General features: G+C 63.3%; 26 protein-coding genes. 10 read left to right on the top strand and 16 right to left on the bottom strand.

All coding sequences use genetic code 11. The annotated features are described in order from the left end of the window. Nucleotides 1-45: 45 nt before the first annotated feature. The 4 genes from radC to ACG2LG_RS13695 form a co-directional block, all read right to left on the bottom strand. The gene (gene radC / locus ACG2LG_RS13710) at nucleotides 46-729 is read right to left on the bottom strand and encodes a DNA repair protein RadC (protein WP_396259861.1); all 684 of its coding nucleotides are present in this window, start codon (nucleotides 727-729) and stop codon (nucleotides 46-48) included. A 141-nt stretch (nucleotides 730-870) separates the two neighbouring features. Continuing rightward, nucleotides 871-1,848, bottom strand: a complete 978-nt coding sequence (locus tag ACG2LG_RS13705) for an ABC transporter permease (RefSeq protein WP_396259859.1) — start codon at nucleotides 1,846-1,848, stop codon at nucleotides 871-873. Nucleotides 1,849-1,852: 4 nt separating this feature from the next. Continuing rightward, nucleotides 1,853-2,779, bottom strand: coding sequence for an ABC transporter permease (locus ACG2LG_RS13700; protein WP_396259857.1), 927 nt, complete (start codon nucleotides 2,777-2,779; stop codon nucleotides 1,853-1,855). Further along, nucleotides 2,776-4,374, bottom strand: coding sequence for a peptide ABC transporter substrate-binding protein (locus tag ACG2LG_RS13695; protein WP_396259855.1), 1,599 nt, complete (start codon nucleotides 4,372-4,374; stop codon nucleotides 2,776-2,778). Before ACG2LG_RS13695 ends, ACG2LG_RS13700 begins: the two co-directional genes overlap by 4 nt. Before the next feature lie 185 nt (nucleotides 4,375-4,559). Here ACG2LG_RS13695 and ACG2LG_RS13690 point away from each other — a divergent pair, with 185 nt between their 5' ends. Genes ACG2LG_RS13690 through ACG2LG_RS13670 form a run of 5 tightly spaced genes read left to right on the top strand, consistent with a single transcriptional unit; the run spans nucleotide 4,560 to nucleotide 11,588 of the window. Next, nucleotides 4,560-5,855: an ABC transporter permease subunit gene (locus tag ACG2LG_RS13690; protein ID WP_396259854.1), complete on the top strand. Its 1,296-nt coding sequence runs from the start codon at nucleotides 4,560-4,562 to the stop codon at nucleotides 5,853-5,855. 1 nt (nucleotide 5,856) lies between these two features. Next, on the top strand, nucleotides 5,857-7,449 hold the full coding sequence (locus tag ACG2LG_RS13685) for an ABC transporter permease subunit (RefSeq protein WP_396259852.1): 1,593 nt from the start codon (nucleotides 5,857-5,859) through the stop codon (nucleotides 7,447-7,449). Next, on the top strand, nucleotides 7,449-9,596 hold the full coding sequence (locus tag ACG2LG_RS13680) for an extracellular solute-binding protein (RefSeq protein ID WP_396259851.1): 2,148 nt from the start codon (nucleotides 7,449-7,451) through the stop codon (nucleotides 9,594-9,596). Before ACG2LG_RS13685 ends, ACG2LG_RS13680 begins: the two co-directional genes overlap by 1 nt. After that, nucleotides 9,589-10,590 (top strand): ABC transporter ATP-binding protein, encoded by a 1,002-nt coding sequence (locus ACG2LG_RS13675; protein WP_396259849.1) that lies wholly within the window; start codon nucleotides 9,589-9,591, stop codon nucleotides 10,588-10,590. The genes ACG2LG_RS13680 and ACG2LG_RS13675 overlap by 8 nt, the downstream gene beginning before the upstream one ends. After that, complete coding sequence (locus ACG2LG_RS13670) at nucleotides 10,587-11,588, top strand: ABC transporter ATP-binding protein (protein WP_396259847.1); 1,002 nt, start codon at nucleotides 10,587-10,589, stop codon at nucleotides 11,586-11,588. Before ACG2LG_RS13675 ends, ACG2LG_RS13670 begins: the two co-directional genes overlap by 4 nt. 7 nt (nucleotides 11,589-11,595) lie before the next feature. Here ACG2LG_RS13670 and ACG2LG_RS13665 read toward each other — a convergent pair whose 3' ends face one another. After that, nucleotides 11,596-12,318, bottom strand: coding sequence for a class I SAM-dependent methyltransferase (locus ACG2LG_RS13665; protein ID WP_396259846.1), 723 nt, complete (start codon nucleotides 12,316-12,318; stop codon nucleotides 11,596-11,598). Nucleotides 12,319-12,952: 634 nt separating this feature from the next. Between ACG2LG_RS13665 and ACG2LG_RS13660 the strand changes: the two genes are divergently transcribed. Both ACG2LG_RS13660 and ACG2LG_RS13655 read left to right on the top strand, forming a co-directional pair. After that, nucleotides 12,953-13,426, top strand: a complete 474-nt coding sequence (locus ACG2LG_RS13660; RefSeq protein ID WP_396259844.1) for a hypothetical protein — start codon at nucleotides 12,953-12,955, stop codon at nucleotides 13,424-13,426. A gap of 159 nt (nucleotides 13,427-13,585) precedes the next feature. Beyond that, entirely contained in the window at nucleotides 13,586-14,101 is a 516-nt protein-coding gene (locus ACG2LG_RS13655) for a hypothetical protein (RefSeq protein ID WP_396259842.1), read from the top strand. Between the two features lie 119 nt (nucleotides 14,102-14,220). On the opposite strand, the gene ACG2LG_RS13650 is transcribed toward ACG2LG_RS13655, so the two are convergent. Further along, nucleotides 14,221-15,123, bottom strand: a complete 903-nt coding sequence (locus ACG2LG_RS13650; protein ID WP_396259840.1) for a helix-turn-helix domain-containing protein — start codon at nucleotides 15,121-15,123, stop codon at nucleotides 14,221-14,223. 55 nt (nucleotides 15,124-15,178) lie between these two features. Between ACG2LG_RS13650 and ACG2LG_RS13645 the strand changes: the two genes are divergently transcribed. From ACG2LG_RS13645 to ACG2LG_RS13635, 3 genes are all read left to right on the top strand, one after another. Then, nucleotides 15,179-16,387: a DNA cytosine methyltransferase gene (locus tag ACG2LG_RS13645; RefSeq protein ID WP_396259839.1), complete on the top strand. Its 1,209-nt coding sequence runs from the start codon at nucleotides 15,179-15,181 to the stop codon at nucleotides 16,385-16,387. 91 nt (nucleotides 16,388-16,478) lie between these two features. Then, nucleotides 16,479-16,904: a hypothetical protein gene (locus tag ACG2LG_RS13640; RefSeq protein ID WP_396259837.1), complete on the top strand. Its 426-nt coding sequence runs from the start codon at nucleotides 16,479-16,481 to the stop codon at nucleotides 16,902-16,904. Between the two features lie 90 nt (nucleotides 16,905-16,994). After that, complete coding sequence (locus tag ACG2LG_RS13635; protein ID WP_396259835.1) at nucleotides 16,995-17,423, top strand: hypothetical protein; 429 nt, start codon at nucleotides 16,995-16,997, stop codon at nucleotides 17,421-17,423. Between the two features lie 246 nt (nucleotides 17,424-17,669). On the opposite strand, the gene ACG2LG_RS13630 is transcribed toward ACG2LG_RS13635, so the two are convergent. Genes ACG2LG_RS13630 through ACG2LG_RS13585 form a run of 10 tightly spaced genes read right to left on the bottom strand, consistent with a single transcriptional unit; the run spans nucleotide 17,670 to nucleotide 26,337 of the window. After that, nucleotides 17,670-18,158 carry a hypothetical protein gene (locus tag ACG2LG_RS13630; RefSeq protein WP_396259833.1) on the bottom strand — a complete coding sequence of 163 codons (489 nt, stop codon included), beginning with the start codon at nucleotides 18,156-18,158 and terminating at the stop codon, nucleotides 17,670-17,672. After that, complete coding sequence (locus ACG2LG_RS13625; protein WP_396259831.1) at nucleotides 18,155-18,922, bottom strand: hypothetical protein; 768 nt, start codon at nucleotides 18,920-18,922, stop codon at nucleotides 18,155-18,157. Before ACG2LG_RS13625 ends, ACG2LG_RS13630 begins: the two co-directional genes overlap by 4 nt. Further along, the gene (locus ACG2LG_RS13620; protein WP_396259830.1) at nucleotides 18,919-19,656 is read right to left on the bottom strand and encodes a hypothetical protein; all 738 of its coding nucleotides are present in this window, start codon (nucleotides 19,654-19,656) and stop codon (nucleotides 18,919-18,921) included. Before ACG2LG_RS13620 ends, ACG2LG_RS13625 begins: the two co-directional genes overlap by 4 nt. A 5-nt stretch (nucleotides 19,657-19,661) precedes the next feature. Beyond that, entirely contained in the window at nucleotides 19,662-20,126 is a 465-nt protein-coding gene (locus ACG2LG_RS13615; protein WP_396259829.1) for a hypothetical protein, read from the bottom strand. Then, nucleotides 20,123-20,533, bottom strand: coding sequence for a type II secretion system protein (locus tag ACG2LG_RS13610; protein WP_396259827.1), 411 nt, complete (start codon nucleotides 20,531-20,533; stop codon nucleotides 20,123-20,125). The genes ACG2LG_RS13615 and ACG2LG_RS13610 overlap by 4 nt, the downstream gene beginning before the upstream one ends. A gap of 58 nt (nucleotides 20,534-20,591) precedes the next feature. Continuing rightward, complete coding sequence (locus tag ACG2LG_RS13605) at nucleotides 20,592-21,008, bottom strand: hypothetical protein (protein WP_396259826.1); 417 nt, start codon at nucleotides 21,006-21,008, stop codon at nucleotides 20,592-20,594. A gap of 31 nt (nucleotides 21,009-21,039) precedes the next feature. Then, entirely contained in the window at nucleotides 21,040-22,203 is a 1,164-nt protein-coding gene (locus ACG2LG_RS13600; protein ID WP_396259824.1) for a type II secretion system F family protein, read from the bottom strand. Then, complete coding sequence (locus ACG2LG_RS13595) at nucleotides 22,196-23,890, bottom strand: GspE/PulE family protein (protein WP_396259822.1); 1,695 nt, start codon at nucleotides 23,888-23,890, stop codon at nucleotides 22,196-22,198. Before ACG2LG_RS13595 ends, ACG2LG_RS13600 begins: the two co-directional genes overlap by 8 nt. After that, nucleotides 23,887-24,465, bottom strand: coding sequence for a hypothetical protein (locus ACG2LG_RS13590; protein ID WP_396259820.1), 579 nt, complete (start codon nucleotides 24,463-24,465; stop codon nucleotides 23,887-23,889). The genes ACG2LG_RS13595 and ACG2LG_RS13590 overlap by 4 nt, the downstream gene beginning before the upstream one ends. 21 nt (nucleotides 24,466-24,486) lie before the next feature. Continuing rightward, nucleotides 24,487-26,337, bottom strand: a complete 1,851-nt coding sequence (locus ACG2LG_RS13585; protein WP_396259818.1) for a type II secretion system protein GspD — start codon at nucleotides 26,335-26,337, stop codon at nucleotides 24,487-24,489. Nucleotides 26,338-26,339: the final 2 nt, after the last annotated feature.

The raw sequence follows: 26,339 nt of genomic DNA, 5'->3' as shown, positions 1-26,339 counted from the left end.
GCATCCGACTTGCGGGGCTACCGTGGGGCGGCGGCGGGTGTGGAATCAGATCACTCCGCCTTCCCGGAAGGAGTAGTAGGGCTCGCGCCCGCAGGAGGGACGACCGATGATCACGTGGTCGATGAGGCGGACCTCCATGAGTTCCGCGGCCTCGTGAATGCGCCGGGTGAAGCGGATGTCGGCGGCGCTCGGCGACGGGTCGCCGGAAGGGTGGTTGTGGAGAATGGCGAAGCCGTAGGCCTTGTGGAGGATCACCGGCCGCAGGATTTCCCGGGGATGGGCCGAAGTTTCCGTGAGCGTGCCGGAGCTGACCTCGATGGTGGCCAGGTGCCGGAGGCGGGAATCAACGAGCGCCAGGACGAGCTTTTCCTGCCCGAGCCAGGCAAGCTGCGGGGCGAACAGTTCGTGCAGGCGTTCGGGGGAGTCGAGGGGGGTGTCGGTGAGTTGTTCACGGGCTGTGCGGGCGCCGAGTTCGAATGCGGCGGCGAGTTGGCAGGCCTTGGCGAGGCCGAGGCCGGGAGTGTCGCGCAGGGCTTCGATGCCGGCCGAGCCGAGGGCGTGGAGCGAGCCGAAGTGGGCGAGGATGTCGCGACCGATCTGGATCGCGCTCTTTCCGCGGATCCCGGTGCGGAGGAAGAGGGCCAGCAGCTCGGCGTTGTCGAGGGCGGCCGGACCCAGCCGTGCAAGCTTCTCACGCGGACGCTCGGTGTCGGGGAGATCGCGGATCATCATGCTGTTTTTATGAACAGCATGATGATCCGGGGCAAGTCAATTGTTGGCGTCGGCTTCCCATCGCCGCTTTGGGGGCTCCTCTCGACACTCGATCCAGAGTTTCCAATCTGAAATCTGAAATCCAACATCTGAAATTCCTCAGTCCTTCGACGATTTCGGGTCGAGGGCGTCGCGGAGGCCGTCGCCGAGGAAATTCAGGGCGAAGAGGGTGCTGGCGAAAAACAGGGAAGGGAAAAACAGCAGCCACGGATTGGAGGCCATGCGGTTGGCACCTTCCTCGATAAGGATGCCCCAGGAGCTGTTGGGAGGTTTCACCCCGAGGCCGAGGAAGGACAGCGTGGCCTCGAAGAGCATGATGCCGGGAATGGTCAGCGTGGTGTAGACGATGATCGGCCCGAGCGCATTGGGCAGGATGTGGCGGAAGAGGATGCGCGCGTGGCCCAGGCCCAGCGAGCGGGCCGCCTCGATGAAGTCCTGCTTGGCGACGTTCTGCACCTGGGCGCGGACGATGCGCGAAACGGTCAGCCACGACAGCGCGCCGATCGCGATGAACAGCGGGACCAGCGTGGTGATGGGTTCGACCCAGGTGCGGGTTTCGTTCTGCCGCGAGACCGAGGCCTCCTTTCCGGCGAAGAGATCCACCGCCCAGTTCGTCAGGTCGACCGTCCAGGGCTCGATCGCCTTGCCGAGCAGGATGACGATGATGAGGAAGGGGAGGGCGTAGAGGATGTCGACGACCCGCATCAGGGCGTCGTCGGTGCGCCCGCCCGCATAGCCCGCCAGAGCGCCCCAGCAGACGCCGATGGTGACCGAGACGGCGGTGGTGATGATGCCGACGGCGATCGAGATGCGTCCGCCGTAGAGGACCCGCGAGAAGATGTCGCGACCGAGGTGATCGGTGCCGAACCAGTGTTCGCCGGAGGGTGGGCGGTTTTTCAGTGCCAGCGATTGGGCATTGGGGTCCTGCAGGAGGTCGGGGATGGAAGGCAGGACGAGGCAGGCGAGGAAGATGACGGCCAGCACGACCACCCCCGCCATGGCCGCGTGGTTCTTTTTCAGTCGCAGGGTGGCGTCGTGCCACAGCGAGGTGCCTTTCTCGAGTTCGGTCGTTGTCACGGGATCAGCGGGTGGAGCGAAGCCGCGGGTTGAGCCAGACGCCGAGCAGGTCGGTGGCGATGTTGGCGAGAATGATGAGCGAGCCGTAGAGCAGGACGACGCCAGTGATCACCGGTTCGTCGCCGGTCTCGATCGACTTGATGAAGTGGGTGCCGAGTCCGGGAATGGCGAAGATGCTCTCGATCACCAGGGAGCCGGAGATGATGGCGGCGAAAGCCGGGCCGATGTAGGCGACCGCGGGGATCAATCCGCCCCTCAGGCAGTGGTGGGAAAGGATGCGCCCCTCGGACACTCCCTTGGCACGGGCGGTGCGGACGAAGTCCTGGTTGAGGGTTTCGAGCATGCCGGCGCGCGTCAGGCGCGACAGGTAGGCGGCGCTGATCAGCCCCAGCGTGAGTGCCGGCAGGATCCAGAATGCCGGCGAGAGCGGCGACCAGCCCATGGCGGGGAGGATTTCCATCCGGCGCCCGAACTGGTCGGCGAGGACCGGGCCGATGACGAAGGAGGGGATGCAGATGCCGACCATCGCCAGGGCCATCGCCCCGTAGTCGGTGAGCGAGTTCTTGCGCCACGCGGCGAGGATGCCGAGCGGCACGCCGATCGTGATCGCCAGCACGATGGCCACCAGTCCGAGCTGCAGGGAGACCGGAAAGGACTGGCTGATGATTTCCGAAACCTCCCGGCCTTCCAGCCGCAGGCTCAGCCCGAGGTCACCGCTGAGCAGATTGACCAGCCGTTTCTGGTACTGGACCAGCAGGGGTTGATCGAGGCCGTAGTAGGCCTCCATCTTGGCCTGAATATGCTCGGGGATGGCCCGCTCGGTCTTGAACGGACCGGTCGGCAGCGAGCGGACCAGAAAGAAGGTCAGCGTGAAGAGCACGAACAGGACGAGCAGTCCCTGGCCGAGCCGGTTGAGGATCTGTCGGATCATGGTTCGAGGTGGATGGCCTTCCAGGGATGGTTGTCGAGAAGCAGGGGATGCCAGCCTTTCACCTCGGGCCGGTGGAGATAGTTGCGGGCATACCAGGACACGGGAAGCACCGGGCGTTCCTCCATCAGGATTTTTTCGGCCTCGGCCAACAGGCGGTAGCGCTCGGCGGGATCGGCCTGCAGCGCGGCCTTGTCGAGCAGTTCCTCGTAGGCATCGCTGTGCCACCCGGTGTTGTTGTTGCCGTTGCCCTCGGTCCACATGTTGAGGAAGGTGGTGGGGTCGAGGTAGTCGCCGATCCAGCCGGCCGAGGCCATGTCGAACTCGAGGCTCTGCTGGGCGCTGATGTAGGATCCCCAGTCCTTGTTCTGAATGTCGACGAGGATGTTCAGGTGTTCCTTCCACATCGCCTGCAGCGCTTCCGCCGATGCGCGGGCGGAGGGACGGCTGATCAGCATGGAGTAGCGGGGAAAGCCCTTGCCTTTGGGATAGCCGGCTTCGGCCAGCAGCTCGCGACCTTTCTCGGGGTCGAAGGACAGCACGGGTTCCGGTTCGTAGGCGCCCATCTTGGGCGTCATGGAGCGCGCCGGGGTGTAGCCCTCGAAGATGTGCTCGCAGAGCAGCTCGCGATCGATCGCCAGCGAGAGCGCGCGGCGGACGCGGGCATCGTCCAGGGCCGGCCGGGTGTTGTTGAGCCGGACGAAGGTGGTGCCGACGTAGGGTTCCTGCCGCAGGAACTGCGGGTAGTCCGCCGCCATCGTGTCGACGAGGTCGGGAGGAAGGGTGTAGGTCGTGTGAAGTTGGCCGGCGAGGAAGGCCCGGGCCTCGGTGTAGGGGTTTTCGATCGGAAAGAAGCGGATGCCGTTGAGACCGACGTTCTCCGCATCCCAATAGTGGGGGTTGCGCGTCACCTCGATCACGTCGTGGAAGCGCCACTCGGAGAGCTGGAACGGTCCGTTGCCGACAAGGTTCCCGAGTTCGCTCCAGGGGGTGAAGCGATCGTCGATGTCTCCGTGTTGCAGGACCACGTGGCGCGGCACGGGGAACCAGGTGTAGTGGCGCGTGAGCGAGGGGAGGAAGGGGACCGGCTCGCGCAGCCGGAGTGCGAGGGTGAAGTCGTCGATGGCCCGGACTCCGACTTCGCTGAAATCCTCGATCTCGCCCTTGTTGTAGGCTTCGGCCTTGTCGATGAAGTAGAGCATCTCGGCGTAGGGAGCCGCGAGATCGGGCGTGAGCATCCTCCGGTAGGCGAAGACGAAGTCGTGGGCGGTCAGCGGGGTGTTGTCGGACCAGCGGCCTTCCGGGCGCAGTTGGAAGGTCCACTCGGTCATGTCCTCGTTGTGCTCCCACGAGACGGCGGCGCCTGGGGGCATGGCATCGTCGCTTTCGGGGTCGTCGGCGACCAGACCCTCGAAGAGAGCGCCGATGATCTTGCTCTCGATCACACCGGTGACGAGTTGGGGGTCGAGGGCCTTGGGTTCGGCAGAGTTGCCGACCAGCATGATGCCTTCCTCGTTGGCCCGCTCGACCTGCGTCTGCTTCTGGCACGATGCCAGGGCGATCGCGATCAGGCAGGATAAGAGGAGTGGGCGAAGCATGACAGGCGCGAAGTAAGCGGCGCCCGGGCCCGATTGGCAGCAAAAAGCGACGCAGGCCGGGCTTTCATGCGTCGGTGTTCCCGTCGGGGCGGAAATCGGGCCGATTCGGGATTTTCGGAATGGAGCGTGCTTGCAAGACCACCACCCGGGGCTAGAAACCACGGGACCCGCTCGCCCACCGTCGCTTGAAAGCCTACTTCATCCGCCGCCTGCTGCTGATTCCGCTCACGCTGATCGGGATCACGCTGCTGGTGTTCGTGATCGTGAGGGTGACGCCGGGCGGTCCGGTGGAGCAGGGGCTGCAGCGCCTGATGGGCGGCGACGGGGAGTCCCGCGTGGGTGCCGAGGAGGCCGCCGCTTCCCTGAGCGCGGCCCAGGTGCTCGAGCTTGAGGAGGAGTACGACCAGCACAAGGGGATCCTGCGGGGCTATCTCGAATGGCTGGGGGTGCTGCCACGGGACATCGAGTTGCAGGGCCGGGAATTTCCGGAGGGCGAGGACGCGGTCGAGATCCCGGTGCCGGGCACGGTTCACGTGGCCAAGGTGACGAAGTCGCCGGGTGGTGACGTTCTCCTGAGTGGTCCGGAAGGCGCGGACTTGGGCGACTGGCAGGTCCGGGTCGTGAGTCCGGAAACCCAGGCACGGCGCTTCGAGAAGTATGCCAAGGGCATCGACCTCCCGACCCTGCCGCAGCCGCGGGCGGTGATCTTCAAGCCGGCCTTCGACGGCTTGCTGCAGGGGAGCCTCGGGTATTCCTGGAAATATCAGGATCCGGTGTGGCGGATGATCCTCCAGCGCATGCCGGTGTCGCTCTTCTTCGGTGGGATCGCGATGGTGCTGATCTATTCGATCTGCCTGCCGCTCGGTATCATCAAGGCGATCAAGCACCGGAGCTGGATGGACAATTTCACCTCGGTGCTGGTTTTCGCCGGCTACGCCATCCCCGGCTACGCGCTCGGTGCCCTGCTGGTCGTCTATTTCGGCGCACAGCTGCGCTGGTTCGCCCTCGGTGGATTCGTGAGCGACAATTTCGACGCCCTCTCGCTGGGCGGGAAGATCGCCGACCTCGCTTATCACGGCACCCTGCCCCTGCTGTGCTACATCATCGGCTCCTTCGCGATGATGACGATGCTGATGAAGAACAACCTGATGGACAACCTCGCCGCCGACTACGTGAGGACGGCCATCGCGAAGGGCACGGGCTTCCCCAAAGCCGTGTTCCAGCACGCCTTCCGCAACTCGATCATCCCCATCGCCACCACCTTCGGCGGCAACCTTACCCTCATCGTGGCCGGCAGCGTGCTCATCGAGCGGGTCTTCGACATCAACGGTTTCGGCCTGCTGAGCTTCAACGCGATCCTCGAGTTCGACCAGCCCGTGATCATGGGAGTGCTCTTCGTTTCGGCCCTGCTGATGCTCCTTGGCAACGTGATCTCCGACCTCTGTGTGGCGCTGGTCGATCCCCGCGTCAGTTACAAGTAAGATGACCTTTCCCCGCAAAATCGGACTGCTGCTGATCGTCGTCGCGCTGCTCGCGACGGCGGGGGAGTTCCGGGGGATCGAGATCCCGACCGTCCGCTGGTTCTACGACTTCGAGGCCGATCCCAACCGCATCGGCGAGAGCTTCTGGCTCGAGCATCAGCACCGCGTCATCGGCCTGGCCATGTCGGTCGCCATGACGCTTGCCGGCTTGCTGATGATCGCCTTCGGCGGCGGCTTCCACTGGAATCCGCTGACGCTGCGCCGGCTCGAGCGCTTCCGCTCGATCGGCCGGGGTTACTTCGCCTTCCGCGTCCTGATGTTCCTGCTCGTCCTGACGATGCTCGACCAGGCGCTGGTGGGGAAGCGGGCACTGGCGGTGCGCTACGAGGGCGAGTGGCATTTTCCGGCCTTCCGCGAGTTGCCGTATTCCGAGTCCTTCTTCGGCGGCACGGGCGACGAGGAAGCCAACTACCGCCTGCTCAGCGAACGTGCCGAGGAAACCGACACGGTGGTGATCCTGCCGGCGATTCCCTGGGATCCGACCTTTGACTCGGATGACCAGATGGAGCGCCTGCTGCCGATGGTCGCCAAGCGTGTCCACACCCCGGACGGACGCGATCCCTACAACGGCTACGCCTTCCAGTTCGCCGAGGGCGAGTCCGGTCCCTTGCTGCGCTCCGGACGCCTCCGCCAGGGGCTGCCCCAGTGGTCGATCGAGGTCTATGGTCCCGACGGGGAACCGGTGGGCCGCGAGGAGTGGAAGGACGGCGAAATCGTGTCGAGCAGTCTTCCCGAGGACTTCGAGGCGCCGGAGGGCGGAGCGTGGGTGCGCAAGATCTATCCGCCGCTGCCGCCCGCCCTCGAGCAGCGACAGGCCACGCAGCCGGAGAAGCGGGGCTGGCAGCACCGGCACCTGCTGGGGACCGACAAGAAGGGCTGGGACATCGCCGCCCAGCTCTACGGGGGGCTGCAGGTCATCTTCAAGGCGGCCGCCCTCTATCTGGTGCTGACCTACGGCATCGGGATCACCTTCGGTTGCCTGATGGGCTACTTCGGCGGAACCTACGACCTGATCATGCAGCGGGTCATGGAAATCATGCTCAACGTGCCCTTCCTGCTCGTGGTGATGATTCTTTCCGCCAACATCGGACGCGACAACATCACGCTCGGGACCATTCTGCTCATCTTCTGCATCTTCTCGTGGATCCAGGTGGCGGTCTACCTGCGGACCGCCACCTACAAGGAGAAGGCGCGCGACTACGCCAGCGCCGCCCGGGTGCTCGGAGCGAGCATGCCGCGGGTGATCTTCCGCCACATCCTGCCCAACGCGGTGGCGACCATCGTCACCCTGGTGCCCTTCAGCGTGGCCTCGGTGATCGCCTCGCTCACCGCCCTCGACTTCCTCGGCTTCGGCGTGCCGGATTCCTACCCGAGCTGGGGCCGCATCCTCAACGGCGGCCTCGAGAACCTCGGCTCGCCCTGGATCGTCAGCTCGGTCTTCGCCATGCTGGTGATCCTCCTGCTCACCATCACCTTCATCGGCGAGGCGATCCGCGAAGCCTTTGATCCGAAGAAATTCACCACCTACCAATGATGCGGCGACTGCTCCTACTGCCCCTTGCCGCCGTCCTGATCGGCGGCTGCCGCGAGGCGCGGACCCATGATCCGTACGACAACACCGCCGAGCGGGAGGCCTTCTACGAGCGCTTCAACCGCGAAACAATCGAGAAGCTCGAGAAGCGGAAGGCCGAGCTGCAGGAACAGCTGGCGGGTGATCTCGACGACGCGGCGCGCAAGGAGGCGCAGTCCCTGCTCGACGATCTCGAGCGGCGCCTCGAGCGGCCGAACTATTTCGAGATCCTCACCGAGGCGGATCTTCCCCCGGACCTCGACTGGCAGACCAACCAGGATTCCCCGGACCTCGGTTCCCCGAACGCGAAGAAGGGGGGCACCATGCACACGGACATTCCGGGAGGGGCGTATCCGCCCACCATCCGGACGGCGGGAAAGGAGGCCAACAGCGGATTCCGCTCGTATCACTACGATGACATCGAACTCGCGCCGACCGGCCTGCACCCGAACACCATGGAAGTCATTCCGGCACTCGCGGACCGCTGGGCGGTGGGCGAAGACGGGCAGACGGTCTATTTTCACATCGACGACGAGGCCCGCTGGTCGGACGGCACCGAGGTGACCTCGCGCGACTGGCTGATGGCCTTCTACATCTATCTCTCGCCCTACCTCAGCGAGGCCTTCTACCGGATCTACTACAGCGAGCAGTTCTGGGGCGTCGCGACCTACGGCGACGACTACTTCGCGATCCGCAACGCCTATCCGAAGCCGATCCCGCCCTACTTCGCCTCCGTCCGGCCGATGCAGGAGGAGTTCTTCCGCGAGTTCGGGCCGGACTTCGAGAGCCGCTACAACTGGCGTCCCCGCCCGACCACGGGAGCCTATCAGATACTCGAGGAGGACATCGTGAAGGGCCGCTCGATCGCCCTGACGCGGGTGAAGGACTGGTGGGCGAAGGATCGCAAGTACTACAGGAATCGTTTCAATGTCGACCGCATCGAGTACCGGCTGGTCCGGGACACCGAGAAGGCCTTCCAGATGTTCCTGCAGGGGGATATCGACGTCTACCTGCTCGGCGATCCGAAGAAATGGTACGAGGCGACCGAGATCGACGCCGTGTTCAACGGCTACATCGAGCGGGCCACCTTCTACAACGATTACCCGAGGCCCTCGATCGGGCTGTATTTCAACATGAGCAAGCCCCTGCTCGACGACCTGGATATCCGCGTCGGGCTCTCCCACGCGACCAACTGGGAGAAGGTCATCGACGTGGATTTGCGCGGCGACGCCGAGCGGCTGAGGCTGCTGAACGAAGGCTTCGGCGACATCTCGCATCCGGGCATCACGCCGCGCGAGTTCTCCCTGGCCAAGGCGCGCGAGGCCTTCGCCCGGGCCGGCTTCACCGAGCCGGGGCCGGACGGGATCCTGAGGAATGCGGAAGGCAAGCGGCTTTCCTTCACGGTGATCGTCCGCAAGAGCCCGCCGCTCTACGAGCAGATGATGCTCCGGATCAAGGAGGAGGCCCGCAAGGCGGGCGTGGAATACAAGCTGGAGGTGCTGGACACGACCACGGCTTTCCAGAAGGTTTCGCGCAAGGAGCACGAGATCGCCCTGGCGGGCTGGGCGGTCACTCCGCCCTTCCCCGACTACTACCAGCAGTTCCACTCCAAGGAGGCCTACATCGAGGGGACGAAGAAACCGCGGCCGATGACCAACAACCTCTCCATCTTCGCCGACCCGGAGGTCGATGTGATCCTGGAGGCCAACCGCAACGCGCGGAGCTACGAGGCGGTCAAGGACACCAGCTGGGAACTCGAGGAGATCTTCCACGAGCGGGCGGTGTGGATTCCCGCCTTCCAGCGGCCGTTCTACCGCGTCGGCTACTGGCGCTGGGTCCAGTGGCCGGAGGACTTCAACGTGCGGGTGGCCTATCTGCCCGAGGAGGCCCACGTCCACTGGATCGACGAGGAGATGAAGGAGGAAACCCTCCGGGCCATGCGGGACGGCAAGACCTTCGAGGAGCAGTATCTGCTGTTCGACCAGTATCGCAGCGTGGTGTCGGCGGAGGACGACGGGGCGGACGAGAGCGGAGGCGATGGTGAGGAAGACACCGTTCCCGCCGTTCCCGCCGAGACGGAACCCGGGCAGGAGGAGGGTGCCGATGAGTGAGGCGATTCTCGAGGTCCGGGACCTGATCACCGCCTTCGACACCGAGGGCGGATTGGCGCGGGCGGTGGATCACGTGAACTTCACGGTGCCCAAGGGAGGCACGCTGGGAATTGTCGGCGAGTCGGGTTGCGGCAAGAGCGTCACCGCGATGTCCATCATCCGCCTGTTGCCGCAGCCCGCCGGCCGGATCCTCCAGGGCGAGGTGATGTTCAAGGGACGCGACCTTACCCGGATCAGCCCGAAGGAGATGCGGACGGTGCGCGGTGGCGAGATCGGCGTGATCTTCCAGGAACCGATGACGGCGCTGAATCCCGTGCACCGGATCGGCCGCCAGCTCTCGGAGTGCTTCCTGCTGCACAAGAAGATGAGCAAGAAGGAGGCGTGGGAGGCCTCGATCGAAATGCTCAAGCTCGTCCGGATTCCCGCTCCCGAAATGAGGGTGGGCGACTATCCCCACCAGCTCTCGGGTGGCATGCGCCAGCGCGTGGTGATCGCCATGGCCCTCGCCTGCCGGCCGGATCTGGTGATCGCCGATGAGCCGACCACCGCGCTCGACGTCACGGTGCAGGCACAGATCCTCGACCTGATGAAGCGGCTGCAGAGTGAGTTCGGCATGTCGATGATCCTGATCACCCACGACCTCGGCGTGATCGCCGAAAGCTGCGACGAGGTGGTCGTCATGTACGCCGGCAGGGTGGTCGAGAAGGCGCCGGTGAAGGAACTTTTCGCCAATCCGCTCCATGCCTACACCAAGGGCCTGCTGGCCTCGATCCCGCGCATTGAAACGGAGCCGAAGACCGTGCTTCCCGTCATTCCCGGGATGGTGGCCGGCTTGCGGGATTTCGTGCCGGGTTGCCGGTTCTGCCAGCGCATGGAGCGGCGCGGGCCGACGCTGCGCGAGCGGCCGGACTTCATCGAGGCGAGCCCAGGCCACTGGGTCGAGAGCTGCCCGATCTGCTACGGGGAAACCAGTCGCAAGGAGGTCCGGTCATGAGTGATCTGCTGAAGGTCGAGGACCTCAAGGTTCACTTTCCCGTGCATGGCGGGGTGCTGATGCGCCAGACCGGCGCGGTGCGGGCGGTCGATGGGGTCTCGCTGGGCATCCGCCAGGGCGAGACGCTCGGGCTGGTGGGAGAGTCGGGCTGCGGCAAGTCCACCCTGGGCAAGGCCATCGTCCGCCTGCTCAAGCCGACGGCGGGGCGGATCGAGTTCGAGGGCGTCGATGTGACGCACCTCGGAACGGCGGCGATGCGCCCCCTGAGGCGGGACATGCAGATGGTGTTCCAGGACCCGGTGGAGTCGCTCAACGCCCGCCACAGCGTGCGCGAGATACTGGAGGAGCCGTACATCATCCACGGCGGGATCTCCCGGGCCGAGCGGCGCAGGCGGGTGGACGAGATTCTCGACCGGGTGGGACTGCAGGCCGCGAGTGCCGACCGCTATCCCTTCGAGTTTTCCGGCGGGCAGCGCCAGCGCATCGGCATCGCCCGCGCGCTGGCCCTGAACCCGAAGCTGATCATCTGCGACGAGCCGGTTTCGGCGCTCGACGTCTCGGTCCAGTCCCAGGTGCTCAACCTGCTGCTCGAACTCCAGCGGGAGATGGATCTCTCATACCTTTTCATCGCCCACGACCTGGCGGTGGTGAAGCACATCTCCGACCGGGTCGCCGTGATGTATCTCGGAAAGATCGTCGAGATGGCCGACTCCGAGACGATCTACCGCGAACCCAAGCACGCCTACACCAAGGCGCTGCTCTCGGCCATCCCTCACCCCGATCCGGCGATGAAGGTCGAGCGGGTGTTGCTGGAGGGGGATGTCCCGTCGCCGATCGATCCGCCGAAGGGGAGTGCCTTCGGGCACCGGATCGACCATCCGCGCTACGAGGAAACGATCGGCAGGGAACTTCCGCTGGTGGAGATCGATCCCGGCCACTGGGTCGCTGCCGATCCCTGCTGCCTGGAGCCGGCCGATTACCAACGGGTGGCGGGTTGAGGGGGGCCTATTCGGCGCTGTACTCGCTGAAAATTCCGGCCAGCCGGGTTCGCTCGACCTTCTCGAAGCCCGCCTTCCGAAGCTCTTCCAGGATGGTTTCGGGCCGGACGCAGGCATCCATGGTTTCCCAGAAATACTGCATCATCCGCTCGGCGTGGTCGCTGCGGGTGAAAAGCCGCGTGAGGAAGGGATAGAGCCCGCCGAAGTAGAAGCGGAACATCGCGGCACCGACCGGATTCTCGGGCTTGGTGGCTTCGAGCAGCAGGACCTTGCCACCCGGTTTCAGCACCCGGCGGAACTCGCGGAAGGCGGCTTCAAGACTGCCGAAATGGCGCAAGGCGTAGCCGACCGAGAGGAAGTCGAAGGATGCGTCGGCGACTGGAAGGGCCTCGGCCCCGGCCTGGATGAAATGCGCCTCAAGCTTCCGCCGGGCCAGGGCGAGCATGCCCTCGCTGGGATCGACGCAGGAAATGGCATCGGCCGAACCGAGGATCTCGGCGGCGGCCACGGCCACCAGGCCGGTACCGCAGGCGACATCGAGGAGCCGCATGCCGGGCTCGAGTCCGTGCCGTTGGAGCGCCCACTTGCGGTAGGAATTGCCCTGGCAGAGGAAGCCCCAGTTGACGACCGGGTCGTAGTGTTCGGCACCGGCGTCGAACAGACCATTGACGAAGACGGACTTGTCTTCCAGGCGGTCGTAGCGGTGCCTGAGGAGCGGATGCGGAACCACGCAGATCGGGTAGTGGATGGAGGTGCCGCAATCAAGGCGGGAATGCCGACACTTTGTCACCCTGGGGGCATCCCCCGAGGAACCGGGGAGTAGGCCAGCTGTTTGACGAGTGTCGATACCGGGGGGCGCTTGCAGAAGGAGGCCTCGCTTCGAGGGGAGAGGTCATCCCGGGGAGGGTGGTCCGGAGGCTGGAAATGTTCAAATGCAGGCCCCGGCCCCACTCATTTGAACACCACAAAATGCGTTCATGCGAGCACATCAACGAAAACAAGCCTTGGAGAACCAGACCTCAAGCCAACCTCAACAATCGACCGAACCAATGAAAATCCCCGGAATCGCCCGTAAATTCGAGGACTCACGCTCCCATCTGGGTGGCCGGGCGATGTTCCACGAATGTTCCACGCTCGTGTTTTTGCCCTCAAAACACGATTCGGGGTATCACCTGGATACCCCGCAGCGGGGTATCCAGGCCACCCACTGCAAGGCCTGGACCCACCGGGACCGAATGTCTCGCCACGCAAGCCATTGACTGTCAGGGTGATGGGGTCAAAGCGGCCAGGCGATTGACCCGGAATCAACCAGTTGCTACTACCGGAATACCTCGAATCGATACAATACACTGTTGTGCAGGAATATGAATCCAGAGACCAAACGTATTCTGCTTGAGGCAGACGAGCAGGGTCACTGGGAGTTTCCGCCAAGTTCTGCGCCGGGAACGGCGATAAAGGAAATCGACGCAATGCTGCCTGAGCTCGAGCGGATATTGGGCATCAAGCTCGACGTCGATCGAAATGTCCAGGATGCATCTTTCCTCACTGATGTGGGATACCTCGATGATCGCTACTACGACCGGCAGAAGGGAGTCGGAGCACTCAGCTACCTCTTCTCCTTCAGGTTCTCGAACTTCGGGAGGATGTTCACACTCTTCGGAAGTGATCTCGATGATGGCGGAGGTACCAAGACCAACGTGATGGCGGCGAAGCGATACATTGAGGATCGAGGGTTCACGTTCGTAGATGCCGACGAACTCGAAGAACTTTACGACGGGAAGAACGAACCCTTCGACAACAAGCTCACGTGGTGGGTCCGCTTTTTCGACTACCTCTGAATCAAATGCACAACAAGGCGTCGCTCTCAACACCTGCCCCGCCGCGAGTTCAACCTGTCATGACCATTCCACCCTCAACCCACAGTCGGAGCATCGCCCTCGGGCAGGTGTGAAAGGACTTCGACGTCGGCAGAAATGGAGCGTGATTCTCCATGGACCATGAGACGAGGCCTCAAGAGATCCGCCAAGTATGGCGCCATCCTACTTGGAATCATGTTGATTTACGGCGGCTTTTACTACCTCCGGATTTGGAGAGGCATCACCTTTGGAGTCGCGGATGAGGCCGTGCTCGCGATGACGAAGCCGGCTGAGGAGCTTCGCAGGTGGTATTTCGTGGATCTGCCTTTCAGGCGAAGGATCACCGGAGACTGGATCTCAGACGATGGTCACCACCTAGCCATCACAAGAGAGGGCCGCATCACTTTCGAACTAGGCGACTATGACCACGAAGTTGTCGCTGATATTGACAGGTGCTCACCATGGGCTGGCTATCACCTTACCGGTCTTACAGGCCGTTTCGACTACGACGGTGCACCTTACACTATTCAAGTGATTATTCAGGAAGACGACTTCACAGGTCCTCAGGATCAGGTGATCGTCAGTAGGCTCGACGGTGGGAATCTCGATCCCGTGTTTTGGAGCTACATCCACAAGGGTTCCGCCGTGAATCCATAGCACGAACCAACACAAGAATAGCCTAAGGCATCGCTCCTAACCGCTGCCAGCGGCGGATTCGGGGGTGTAGAGATGTCGGTTTTCGCTGTCATCGGTAGGAGGATTTAGTCGTTCGGCAATTAATTGAACCCCGGATAGCGACGGTCCCGACGACGCGCATACGGGAGCAAGTCGGGATCGAAGTAAATCAAGGGCATAGCGTTGAACACCGCGGTCTTGATTACGGCCGTTTTTCCAGAATCCCCCTCGGTATTGCTCAAGTCGAAGTCGGACTCTCTAATTCGCCCCACCTTCACCTCCCAGATGAAGACACGAAGCCCGCGGTTCTCCTTGCCGGAGATGAACTGGCCCGAATCATTGCAGAGAACGTAGCGGAATGTGATGTAGTTCCCTGCCTTTGGAAGATGTCCTTTTGGCTTATTCTTCTCCAGAGCCACCTTGATCTCCAGGTCGTTGTAGTCGGGATTTTGAGGGATCAGGTCAGGATAGGCGTGTGGTCTATTCCTTCGATAGAGACCGTTTGAGGCCGACGCTAGACCAGCCCCGAGAAGGTTGCCAATCATTGATGACAGGTTGGCTAATTCCACGAGTCGAGCCATTGGCTCCGCGCCGTGGGCGACCAATTGTTGATCGATCGTATCCAACGTGTTGTAGCAGTCCAGAATCGCAGCTCTAACGGCATCGGGAGACAGGCCGAGGCAGCTTCGAAGTTCGGAGCCGTTTCGGAAGTTCCCAAGGGGCACCTCCCGACGAGTGATGAACTCCTCGCTGACGCGCCCAGACTCGGCAGATTCCTCGGCCTTTCTGATTAGCGATGAGAGCGGCATGCCAAGCGCTTCCGCGATCTGGAGGGCTGCCTCGATTGTCGGACACCTCTCACCACGTTCATACAACCCTAGCGTGGTTCGATGGAGTCCGGTGACAGCCCCTAGTTCCTCGTAGTTCAGGCCTTTGGCCTCCCTCTCGACCCGGAGAACCTTCACGAGGGCTTGTAGAATCTTGTCGGCAGATGGATCGGGCACCTGAGACTATTGTCACGCTTGACACCTCGCTGTCACCGTGACAATAGTCTCCACCGTGCATTCCGTATTCGACCTATTCTGTGGCACCGGCGGCTTCTCCGCTGGCTTCGAGGCCGCTTGCCGCGACCAGTTCCGAACGGCGCTTGGCATTGACATTCTTAAGGACAGCTTGGCTACCTTTGAGGCCAACCACCCGGACGCGCGAACGCTCAAGCAGGACATTCGCACCGTCTCGTGCTCAGATATTGAGAGGCTGACCGGCATCAAGAGAGGTAAGCTTGGTGTGTTGATCGGCGGCCCCCCATGCCAAGGCTTTTCATCTATCCGGCCCTTTCGATCCAGCGATGAGGATGACCCTCGCAACACGCTTTTCGAGCAATACGCCAATTTCGTGAACTACTTCCGTCCGCCTGTATTCGTGATGGAGAACGTCGTCGGTCTCGCAACACACAATAATGGTGAGACGATCGAACAGATTGAGGAGTGCTTTGCGTCGGCTGGATACCACTGCGAGTGGCGGATTCTCAACGCGGCGCACTTTGGTGTGCCACAGAAGCGTGAGCGACTCATCCTGATTGGTGCAGAGCGCGGCATTGGGATCGTATTCCCTTCGCATACCCACACCTGCAATGGTTCAACTATCGGACACCGGAACAAGAGCCGGATGCACCTTCCGGAAGAGCTGCCGCTTTTCAGCCGTGGCCACCAACTGCCGCAGGCACTTAGCGTGATGGATGCCATAGGAGATTTACCACGAATCGAATCCGGGGAGGAGGCGACTGCGTATGATCGCCCGCCAGAGAATGCCTACCAGCGAGCACGGCGTTCACGCCGGCGAAGCCTGAAGCTACACGACAGCACACGCCACACACCGAAAATGCTCGAGATCATCAGGCACTCAGGCCCGAATATCTCCTGCATCCCTAAGCACCTAATCTCTTCGGGATTCAGTTCTTGCTACTCGCGTCTTGCGGCGGACGAACCGAGCGTAACCATCACCGTGAACTTCGTGCATCCTGCATCGAATCGCTGTATCCATCCAGTGGCTAATCGAGCTTTGACACCTCGTGAGGGAGCGCGCTTGCAATCGTTCGATGACGATTTTGAGTTCCGTGGAACGCGGTCACAGATTGTGAAGCAGATTGGCAACGCGGTCCCACCTCTCTTGGGGCGAGCAATTGGTCTTGCCGTTGCGGAGATGCTAGGGGAATCAACCAAGCCGAACAAGGCGCTGGACACCAACACCCTGCCCGCCTTGAGTTGAAATCGCCATGGCCACTCAACCTTTTATAGCGCAGTCGGACGTGCGCTCTCGGCAGGGTGTGGGTCAGCTTTGACGTTGCTATGGCTGAAGTATGCGCACGCTCACCACGGTTCTGGCCTTTTTCGGTGGCATCTGGGCGATCGTAGGAATCGGCGGCTTTGCTGTAACCGTAGCCTCAATTCAGTATGTCGAGAATGTCGTGGATGTGGCGGAGCTGCTCGTCACCCTAATCCTCATGCTGAGCGGCTACTTCATTTGGTGGGGTTGGGTGCGTTACAGCATCAAGGAGCGTTATCCCTTGGTAGGCCCACGCACGTTTTGGATCGTCAGCCTGGTTCACCACCTTGTTTGCGTCCTCTACCTCCTCCCGATGGATGTCTGGGGTGGAGGTGATGATCCATGGTGGATTCCAGCTTGGATCATAGGAAACGCGGTGATTGCGGCGGTAGTGCTGATGCTCCGTCCAACGAACAATTCCACGGCCGGAGATGGCGACGCTCCACAGCGGACTTGTTGAAAAGCGTTTTTGGTGCTTCTCTACCTTCCCTGGGATCGGTGCCGCCGCCATCGGGTCGCGACGCCATTCCTCAGACGTGGCACGAGACAGATGAGCACCAAGGCTATCGCGATTGCGGCGTTTGTTGTCGGCCTGCCGCCGCTACTCGTCGCACCATTCGCAATCCTCTACGGAGGGGCCTACATTCTAGAAGCGCTCGGATTTCACCACGACCCTCTAGGAGTGCCATTTGACTGGGGCCTTGGCGGGGTCTTGTACTGTATCGGAATTCCCGTGTGGATCGGCTACATCTGGGCAGCTCGTTCACATCGATCAGGTGAGAGCTTGAAGATCTTCTGGACCATATCGACGGGTCTGAATGCGATTTGGGCAGTGTTCTTCATCGGTACCTCCAATCGCCCCGAGCAGCTGTCGTCTCCCTCAGCTGTTTGGGCGGTTTATGCGGTATTCCCCGCGATCCTTCTCTTTGTCTCCGTGCTGGGCTACCTGGCCGCGGCGCACCGACAGGGCTCTCTCTAGGTCGCACAATAATTGCCCAACAAGCCGGATCAGGACGACCCCTTACAGCGGCCTTGTCGCAGACCGATTTGGACGATTCAATCCGGGAAACGGGACAGGGCCGACGCCTCGTGGGGTCGGGGTCGCCTGTCCTCAGACGTTGAGAAAGACTCCGAGGAGCTCCGGCATCAAGAGGACTGTCCATGACCGCCAAACAAGAAGGCGGTATGCCAACGCGGTGGTGGCGGGTGGATGTCGGTGGCAGCGCTACTGCAGATCCAGCGGCGGCAGGATGCCGATCGAGGGATCGTAGGGATCCAGTTCTTCGACGGGCTCGGCGACGGTGTTGAGTGGCCGGAACTGCTCGGAGTGGGTGTCGACCTGGAAGCGCAGTTCCATGAGGTCACGATTGGTTTCGGCGATCTGTGAGCGGAGTTCGCGGTTGATGGCGACGAGTTCGGCGAGGACCTTGTGGAGGTCGGAGGAGTCCGCTTGAGTGCTCTCCGCCAGCGGTTGGTCGCGACGGCCCGAGAGGTGGTCCTCCATTGCTTCGTTCTGTCGCCGCAGTTCGGCGATCATCGAGCGGGTGTCCAGGGCTTCGTCGGGAACCGGGGAAGTGGGGACCGGAGCGATCGAAAGGGAGCTGGCTTCGGCGAGGGCGACGAGTTGCTTGACGCTGGCGAAGTGCGATCCGGCGGCACCCGCCATGATGGCAAGCGCGGCACCGCAGAGAATGGGCAGGGTGGCGGGCTTCATGGGTCTTCTTGCTCGGGTTCTTCTTCTCCTTCTTCGGGAGCGGCGGCGGGGAGGGAGTCGAGGAGTTCCGACAGCCGGCGGGCGGCGTCGTCGAGACGTTCGCCGTTCTCGTCGAGCGCATGGATGGTGTCGGCGAGCACCGAGCCGATGGTGTCGGTCTGGGCGTATCCGAGGCGGGCATCGAAGCCGGGTTCGGAGAGGGCGAAGATGCGGCTGCCATCGGCATCGGGCACCAGCAGGTGCGGGCGGATCGAGAGGTTGAGCTCGGTTCCGTTGGGCAGCTCCGCGGTTTCGGAAAATGCCGGCAATCCCTCGGGCTGGACGATCTTCCAGCCGGATGGCGGGGCGATGAGAGGCTTCGCGGGGAAGGGAGCGAGGAGCTTGACCTGATCGGCATCGTAGCGCCCGGTGTTGGTGCCTCCTTCGATCTCAATGGTGACGCCGGATCGTTCGCCGGGGTCGGCAGGTTCCCCGGCCTCGACCAGCCCGGCGTCCAGAAGGTCGACCGATGTGGATTCTCCTTCGTCCAACGAGTTTCCATCGGCGGTGCCGGGCTCGAGCAAGTCGGAGTGTTCCGGCGGATTGCCGGTGACGAGCACGGGTCCGTCGGTGTCGTCCGTCATCGATTCTTCGGGCTCGACGATCTCTTCATCCGGCTCTGCCAGCAGGGCGTTCAGGACGGGATCGCGCTCCGAGTCCTTCGGGGCGATGTCCTGCGCGGCGAGCGGGAGCGTGCCGAGAATGAGGAAGGTGACAGCTTTCATCGGGAATCAATCTCGATCGAGTCGGTGGATTTCAAGGGGGCGTCACCGGCGGTTCCGGCACCCTGGTTTTCGGGAAGCGTGGGGCTGTCGGCGCGGAGGGTTCGTTCGGGGATGGATTCGATGATCAGTTGGTCCCATTCGGCGATCAGGCCGACGGCTTCATCGCGAATTTCCCGGGACCGCTGTCGGTGTTGTTGGATGCGGGAAAGCAGCGAGCGTGCCTTCGCAACGTCTTCCTCGGTCCAGCGGACGACACCGCTTTCGTAGAGCACCGGGACGTCGAGCGTGATGCGGCCGAGGTCCTCGCCCTGCGGGCCGGTGGCGCCGAGGATGTGCTGGATGCGGAGGTTGGTCTCCTCGAAGGGGCTCCTTTCCTCGCCGGCGAGTGCCCCGGGTGCGACCACGGACGGCTTGGTGGGGGCTTCGCCGGGGCCTGCGGGCGATGATACATCAGCGGCAGCGGCGGGCGGGGCGTTGAGGGCGGACTTGGAATCCTCGCTGCCGGAGGCGGGCGCGGCGGCACCGATGACGGGCTTGGTGATGTAGAGGAAGCAGAAGACTCCGGCGAGAAGCGTGCTGACCCCGAGGAGCCAGGGGTAGGCCCGTTGGGTGGGGCAGGTCTGGCGCCGCTGGTTGGAGCTCTGGGTGGGTCCGAGTTCCAGAGTGGCCGGCTTCGCGCCGACCGATGGACGGGCCGGGGCGAGGCTCTCGGGGCTGGTGGGAAGGGGACGCATGGTGGTCAACGGTCGGCGGTCGGAGGAGGATCTGCCGGGACAGCCCTGGGCGGGGCGATCACGACGGCGTGGGTCACGACCACCTGGTTGGAGACGCCGGGAAAGCTGGTCAGCGTGAGGGTGCGCTCGGTCAGGCGAAGCTGGCGGAGTACGCCGCCCTTGTCCGAGCTTGCCTGCACCCCGGGAATCACCTCAAGCGCGCCGTTGCGCCCTTGCTGGCGGCCGATGCCATCGGAGCGGTAGATCGTGTATTCACTGGCATTCTCCGGGTCGCCGGTGGTCGAGATGCGGACGGTGATGCCATCGGTGAACGCGCTCAGGCGGAGCGGCTTGATGGTCGTCGGGAAGGCATGGTCTTCGACGATCTTGATTCGCGAGCGCACGGCAAAGTCGCCGATGTGGCGGAACTCGGCGGCCTGGATGGCGGTGGCGGCGAGCAGTGTGAACAAGATGACGATTCCGTGTTTCATTCTCCCACGTCCCATAACGAGTCATTCGGCTTGCCCGAAGGATCGTATGTGATGCCAGTGTTGTCGATGACGACCGGAGGGGAAACGGTGACCTTGATGTCGCGGACGACGCCGTCGAGACCCTCGACGGTCGGGAAGGTCGAAGGCTTGCCGGGGATGTAGGGCAGGAGGTCCGATTTGCTGACGCTGCTCATGGAGGTGGTCGGATGATCGGCGAGGAAGGTGCGCTGGGCGACATAGACCGAGCGCAGGGTTTCCGAGGCATCGCGGCCGGCCTTCCACGTGCCGATGGCGCTGGAAAAGAAGATCCCGGTACTCATCAAGGCGATCAGCAGGCCGATGACCAGTGACATCTCGATCAGGGTGAAACCGCGGTGGAGCGGCTTCAGGCGGCGGGACGTGTTCATGTTTCCGAGGAGGATAGAGTGATTTGGATGGGTGGAAAAGTAGGAAATCCTTACAAGTTCAGCCCTTCATGATCTCCAGCGCTTCGGCGATGTTGTCGCGGAAGGTCGGATTGGCGAACAGGGCGCGCAGGGCGTTGGTGACGACGAAGGCGCCGACGCAGCTGAGCAGCACCCAGGCGCACCACCAGGTGACCGACTTGTTGTCCTTGGGGGCGCACAGCGGCACGTACCAGGCCTTGCGATCGACCACCCGGGTCGTGAACATCTGGTTGTGCTCCTTGAGGCTGCCGATGAGGGCATCGGCAGCCTGGCTGCTGTGAGCCACGTAGCGGTGGCGGAATTTGCGGCCCGGGGTCTCGGGGAGGTCCTCCGCGCGGACCCCCTTGGGCACGATTTCAGGCGGCCGCAGCGAGTAGACGTGGATTTCGTGGACGAATTTCTCGCGCAGCCAGCGGTCGAAGCGGGTCAGTTGCATGGCATGACATCGGGTTCGGGTTCCGGGCGCCTCAGCCGAGGCCACCCTGCATCATCTTCGGTCCCATCAGGAAGATCGGCAGGAAAGTGCCGATGAACACGGCGGCGATCAGGCTGACGGCGATGATCAGGACGATGAAGTTCACGGTGGCCGTGAAGGTGCCCATGGCGTTCTCCGCGTCCTCCTCGTACATCTTCGAGAGCATCTCGAGCTGGTTGTCGAGGGAGGCGGACTTCTCGCCGATCGAGAGCATGTGGACCACCTGGGTGTCGACCGAGGTGTACTTCGAGAACGCGGTCGAGAGCGGCACGCCGGAGTTCTCGTACTTGTCCGCGGCCTCGCGCAGTTCGTGGTAGAAGGGGGTGCCGCGGACGCTGTTGGCGGACACGCGGATCGACTTGGCGAGGTTGATGCCGTTGGCGTGGAGCAGCTTGATGGTGGAGAGGAAGGTCATCTGCCGCAGGCTCATGATCAGGGTGCGCAGCAGACGCCACTTGGACATCGCCAGGCCGAGGATGGTGTTGCGCAGCTTTTCGGAACGCCAGATGACGAGGATGGTGGCGACGATGATGCCGACGACCACCGGCCAGATGCGCTGGGTCGTGTGGGACACGCCGAAGGAGATCGCGGTCAGGCCGTCGGGCTCCTGGCGCACCGACTTGAGCATCTCCTCGACCTGGGGGACGATCTTGACCTGGGAAACGATGAAGGCGCCCGAGAGGATGGTGATGACGACCGCCGGCATGGTGGTGGCCTTGCGCAGCGCCTTGTTGAAATGGAGTTCGCTGGTGAATCGTGCGGCCAGCGAGCTGAAGGCCTGGTGCAGCTGGCCGGCATCGGCGCCGGCCTGGATGAGGCCGACGACCATCTCGCTGAAGCGGCCGGTGCGGCGGAATGCCTCGTGAACGCTGACGCCGGCGCCGATGTCCTCGCGGATCTGCTTGAGGGCATCCGCCATGACCTTGTTGGGAAGGCCCTGGCTGTAGTACTTGATCGCGTCGGCGGTGTTGATCTGGGCGCGCAGCATCGAGCTGAGGCCGCGGAAGACGCCGATCAGTTCCTTCTTGGAGAACTGCTTCGGCTGGCCGCCCTTGCGGCCGAAATTGATCTCGATCTGGCCGCCCTTTTTCTTCGGGGCGGCTTTCGGCTTGGCCGGGGTGGCCGGGGTTTTGGCGGTGGCGGTGGCGCTAGTCATCGGAGTAGGTCATGTCGATTACCTTCGAGACCGCGGCGAGGTCGGTCTTTCCTTCCTTGAGGAGTCGCAGGCCGGCTTTGCGGAGGTTCGGCAGGACGCCTTCCTCCTGGATCTGCACTTCCAGTTCGTAGGGGGAAATCTCGCCCTTCGAGAGCATGTCGGAGACCTTCGGTGTGATCGGGATGATCTCGAGAATGGCGGTCCGGCCGCTGTAGCCGGAGCCGCGGCACTCGGCGCAGCCGCCCTGCTTGGCGATGAAGCTCGGGGTGTTGGCCCAGCTCTCGTCGAGGCAGAAGACCCGCCGGTTCTTCTCGTCGATGCCGTCGATGGGTTCCTTGCAGTAAGGGCAGAGGACCTTGATCAGGCGCTGGGCGCATGCGGCCTTGAGGGTCTGGGCGATCTTCCAGCGCTCGATGCCGAGTTGCTCGAAACGCTCGATGATCTGCGAGGCCCGCGGGGTGTGGATGGTGGTGAGCACCTTGTGGCCGGTGACGGCCGCCTCGATGGCGAGTTCGGCGGATTCGATGTCGCGCACCTCGCCCATGAGGATGATGTCGGGGTCGCTCCGCATGAAGGAGCTGATCATCGGCTTGAACTCCTTCGGGGATTTCAGGTCGCAGTGCGTGATGCCGGCGACCTCGTCCTCGACCGGGTTCTCGAGAGTCAGGATGTTCACCTCCGGGCGGTTGAGTTCGCGGAGAATGGCATTCAGCGTGGTCGACTTGCCCGAACCGGTCGGGCCCGACATGACGATGATGCCGGCCGGGACCTTCATCACCTTGTAGAGCTCGAAGAGGGTCTCGTCGTCGAAGGCCAGCGTGCCCTTGCCGAGGGTCACGTTGATGTGCCCCTTGTCGAGGAGACGCATCGTCACGTGGTACCCGCGGTAGGTCCGGTGGCGTTCGTAGCGGATGTCGATCGGGCGGTGGAAATAGGAGATCGTGAAGCGCCCCGAGATGCCAGGCGTGGTGTTGCGGATCTCGGTGGGAAGCTTCATCAGGTTGAGCAGGAACGCATCCAGGCGGTCCTTGAGCTTCATCGGGATCTCGACCTTCTGCTCGAGGTCGCCGTCGACCCGGAAGGTGTAGTAGAAGACCTCCTTCTCGACCTTGAAGTGGATGTCGGACGCGCGCTGCTTGACGGCGTCGGCCATGATGGTCGCCACGAGCTGGGCCATCGGCTCGGCGTAGTCGGTGGTGACGTCGAAGTCCCGGATCTCGTCGTCGCCCTCCTCGACGTCGATGGCTTCGAGATCCGAGCGGCTCGGTCCGGAGTTGGAGGCCACCGATTCGATCGCCCGGCTGATTTCCGAGGCGAGGGTGACGATCTTGACGATCTCGAGGTCGGGGAAGCGCGGAGCGAGGTATTCCTCGGCGATCGGGCTCCAGGGGTTGGCGATGGCGACGATCAACTTGTCACCGGTGGTGCAGATCGGGCTGAAGAAGCCCCGGGTGAGCACGGTCGGGTCGCAGTAGGTGTGCAGCGAGGCATCGCAGAACTCGGCCACCTTGGGAAAGAAGGGGAGGCCGTTGATGCGCGCGAGGGCGGCCATGAAGCAGTTCCGCGTGACGCGGTTGCCGACCTGGTCGTGCGGCAGTTCGCCGTACTGCGGGTCGTGCTCGGCGAGCGCATTCATGATGCGCCCGCTGATCAGCTCGTTGAACGACATGCCGTCGAAGTCGATCATAGTCCGAAGTGCTTGCGGCAGAGGAAGGTCCAGCTTTCGTAGTCGAGGCGGACCACGGTGACGAAGGGGCGGATGGCGAAGCGGCGGTTGACCGCGGAAAGGATCTGGCCGCCCATGATGTGGGCGGCGACCGGATTGAGCGCGCCGGTGCCGATGGCATCGGTGTCCTCGGCGAAGATCACCGGTGCCATGAGCTCGCGGGCGAGTTCGTGGAGCTGGGTGTAGGCCTCGTAGAAGGAGGACGGGGCCATCAGTTTTCCGGCGAAGGGGATCAGCGGCGGAGCCGGCGAGAGCACGGTGGTCACCTCATGCGAAATGCGGGAGACCTCCACCCCCATGTGCTCCTCCTCGGTGCCCTTGATGCGGGCGAGGAGTTCGATCAGGTCGATGGGCGTTCCATCCTCCCGCCCCGCTTCATAGCGTTGGCGGATCTTTTCCAGCTCGATCTCGTCCGCGAGTTGGGCGCGCTTGAAGGCCTCGATCGTGTGAGTGAGGCATTCGGACCGGCACTTGGCCAACAGGTCCTCGGTGGGGGACGCGTCGGTGTTGTGCTGGATGGTGGCGATTTCACTCATGGCGGGGTCGAGGGGGCGGGATCAGTAGCGGCGGGCGCGGCTGAACGAATTCTTGCGCGAGGAGTCTGCGGAGGTGGCTCCGGTGCTGGTGTTGGTGCGAACGCGCGGACCCTTGGACCTCTCGAGTTCATCCTGCGTGGGATAGTAGGGCGCTTCCTGCGGGCGCAGTCCGCGGATGCCGCGACGCAGGTTCGGCTCGTGAGCCGGGCCGGGATTGGTGGTGTCCACCCAGTCGTGGTCTCGGGTCACCTGCAGCGAGGAGTGAATCCGGTTCGACTGCCTGCCGGTGGCCGAACGGTTGCTCGGGTCGTAGGAGGTCGGCGTGACGATGAAGACGAGGCTTGCCTGCTCCTTGATCGTCTCGCGGCTCTTGAAGAAGAAGTTGAGGATCGGAATGTCTCCGAGGAGCGGCACCTTGGTCCGGTCGTTGCTCTCGGTTTCCCCGTAGAAACCGCCGACGACCAGCGAGAAACCGTCCGGAACGCGGCTCAGCGACTCGATCATCGATTCGGTGACGCGCGGATAGACGTTGTCGGTGGAGGGGCTGCGGATCTGGTCGGTGATCTGGGCCGAGCGGGGGCGGAGACGCATTCTGACCGTGCCATCCGGAAGCAGGGTGGGGGTCACGACCATCGAGATGCCGATCTCGCGGTGTTTCTCGGGATCCTCGTTGATCGTCGGGTCACCCGGATCGATCTTGTAGCGGACCTCCTCCGAGACGCTGGAGACATCGCCCGAACCCTGGTTGGTGGTGGTGGTGATGATGGGAACGCGGTCGATGATCGAGATCGTGCCCTGCTCGTTGTCCTCGGTGATGAGGGTGGGGTTCGAAATCTGGGTGGCGACACCGCCTTCGGCGAGGGCCCGCAGCACGCCCTGGAGCTGCACGGGGCTGAGGACGAGGTTGGCGTCGGGGGCGAAGTCGTAGGTGATGCCGCTGGCGGTGTTCGGGACGTCCGTGAAGCTGCTGCCGATGCCGAACATGGCATTCAGGCTGCGTGCGATCTCAAGGGTCGTGCCGGTCTCCCCGAGGCTTGCCGACCAGTTCACGCCGACCCGTTCGGCGGCCTTGCTGTTGACCCGCAGGATCTTGGTTTCGACGATGATCTGTCCCTTCGGCTGGTCGATCTTGTGGAGCAGGTCGCGGGCCTGGTCGATGCGGTGGGCGGTGTCGATGATGATGATGGTGTTGGTCTTCGGCTCGAAGTTGACGATGCCGGTGCCGGGGCTGAGCACGGGCTTGATCAGCTCCATGATCTGGTCCTTGTCCTGCGGGCGGAGGTAGCGCAGCTGGTAGCTGAACTCGGTGCTCGGCAGTTGGCTGAGCTGTGCCTGGGTGAGGGCGTAGACCGTGTTGCCCTTGGTGTAGAGCATCAGGCCGTACATGAAGGCCAGCTCTTCCATCTGCTGGAGTGGGTTGCCGTCGTTGAGGTGACCGGTGACCCGGAACTCGGGGGTCGCGATCTTCATGTTGTGGAAGTACTGGCGGCCCGCCTGCTTGGCGAGGAACTGGAAGATGTCGTTCAGGGCGGCATCCTTGATCAGGTATCCCTCGTCGGTCCCCTGGATGGGCTGGGTGGCCTCGGTGGCATCGATCGGGGCCTCTTCCGGAGGGGCGACCGGTTCGACCGGGGGTTCGCCACCGCTGGTGGCGGGCTCCGCAAGACCGTCGCCCGGGGTGCCCGGAGCGTCGGGTGCGTCGGGCGGGGTGGTGAGGTCGGAAGGAGCCGGTGGCAGGTCCGGAATGGGAAGATCGTCGGCCGCCGCGGGAATGCCCGGGGTGTCGGGAAGGTCGCCGAACTCGTCCTGGCCGCGGGCGACCAGCGTGACAAGCAGGGTAAGGGTGGTGAGAAGGGTGGTCGTTGTTTTCATGG

Origin of the sequence: Haloferula sp. A504 (assembly GCF_044385805.1) — a bacterium.
Lineage (GTDB): Bacteria > Verrucomicrobiota > Verrucomicrobiia > Verrucomicrobiales > Akkermansiaceae > Haloferula.
Note: the sequence above shows the minus strand (reverse complement) of the source record. Positions and strands in the feature narration are given on the sequence as shown.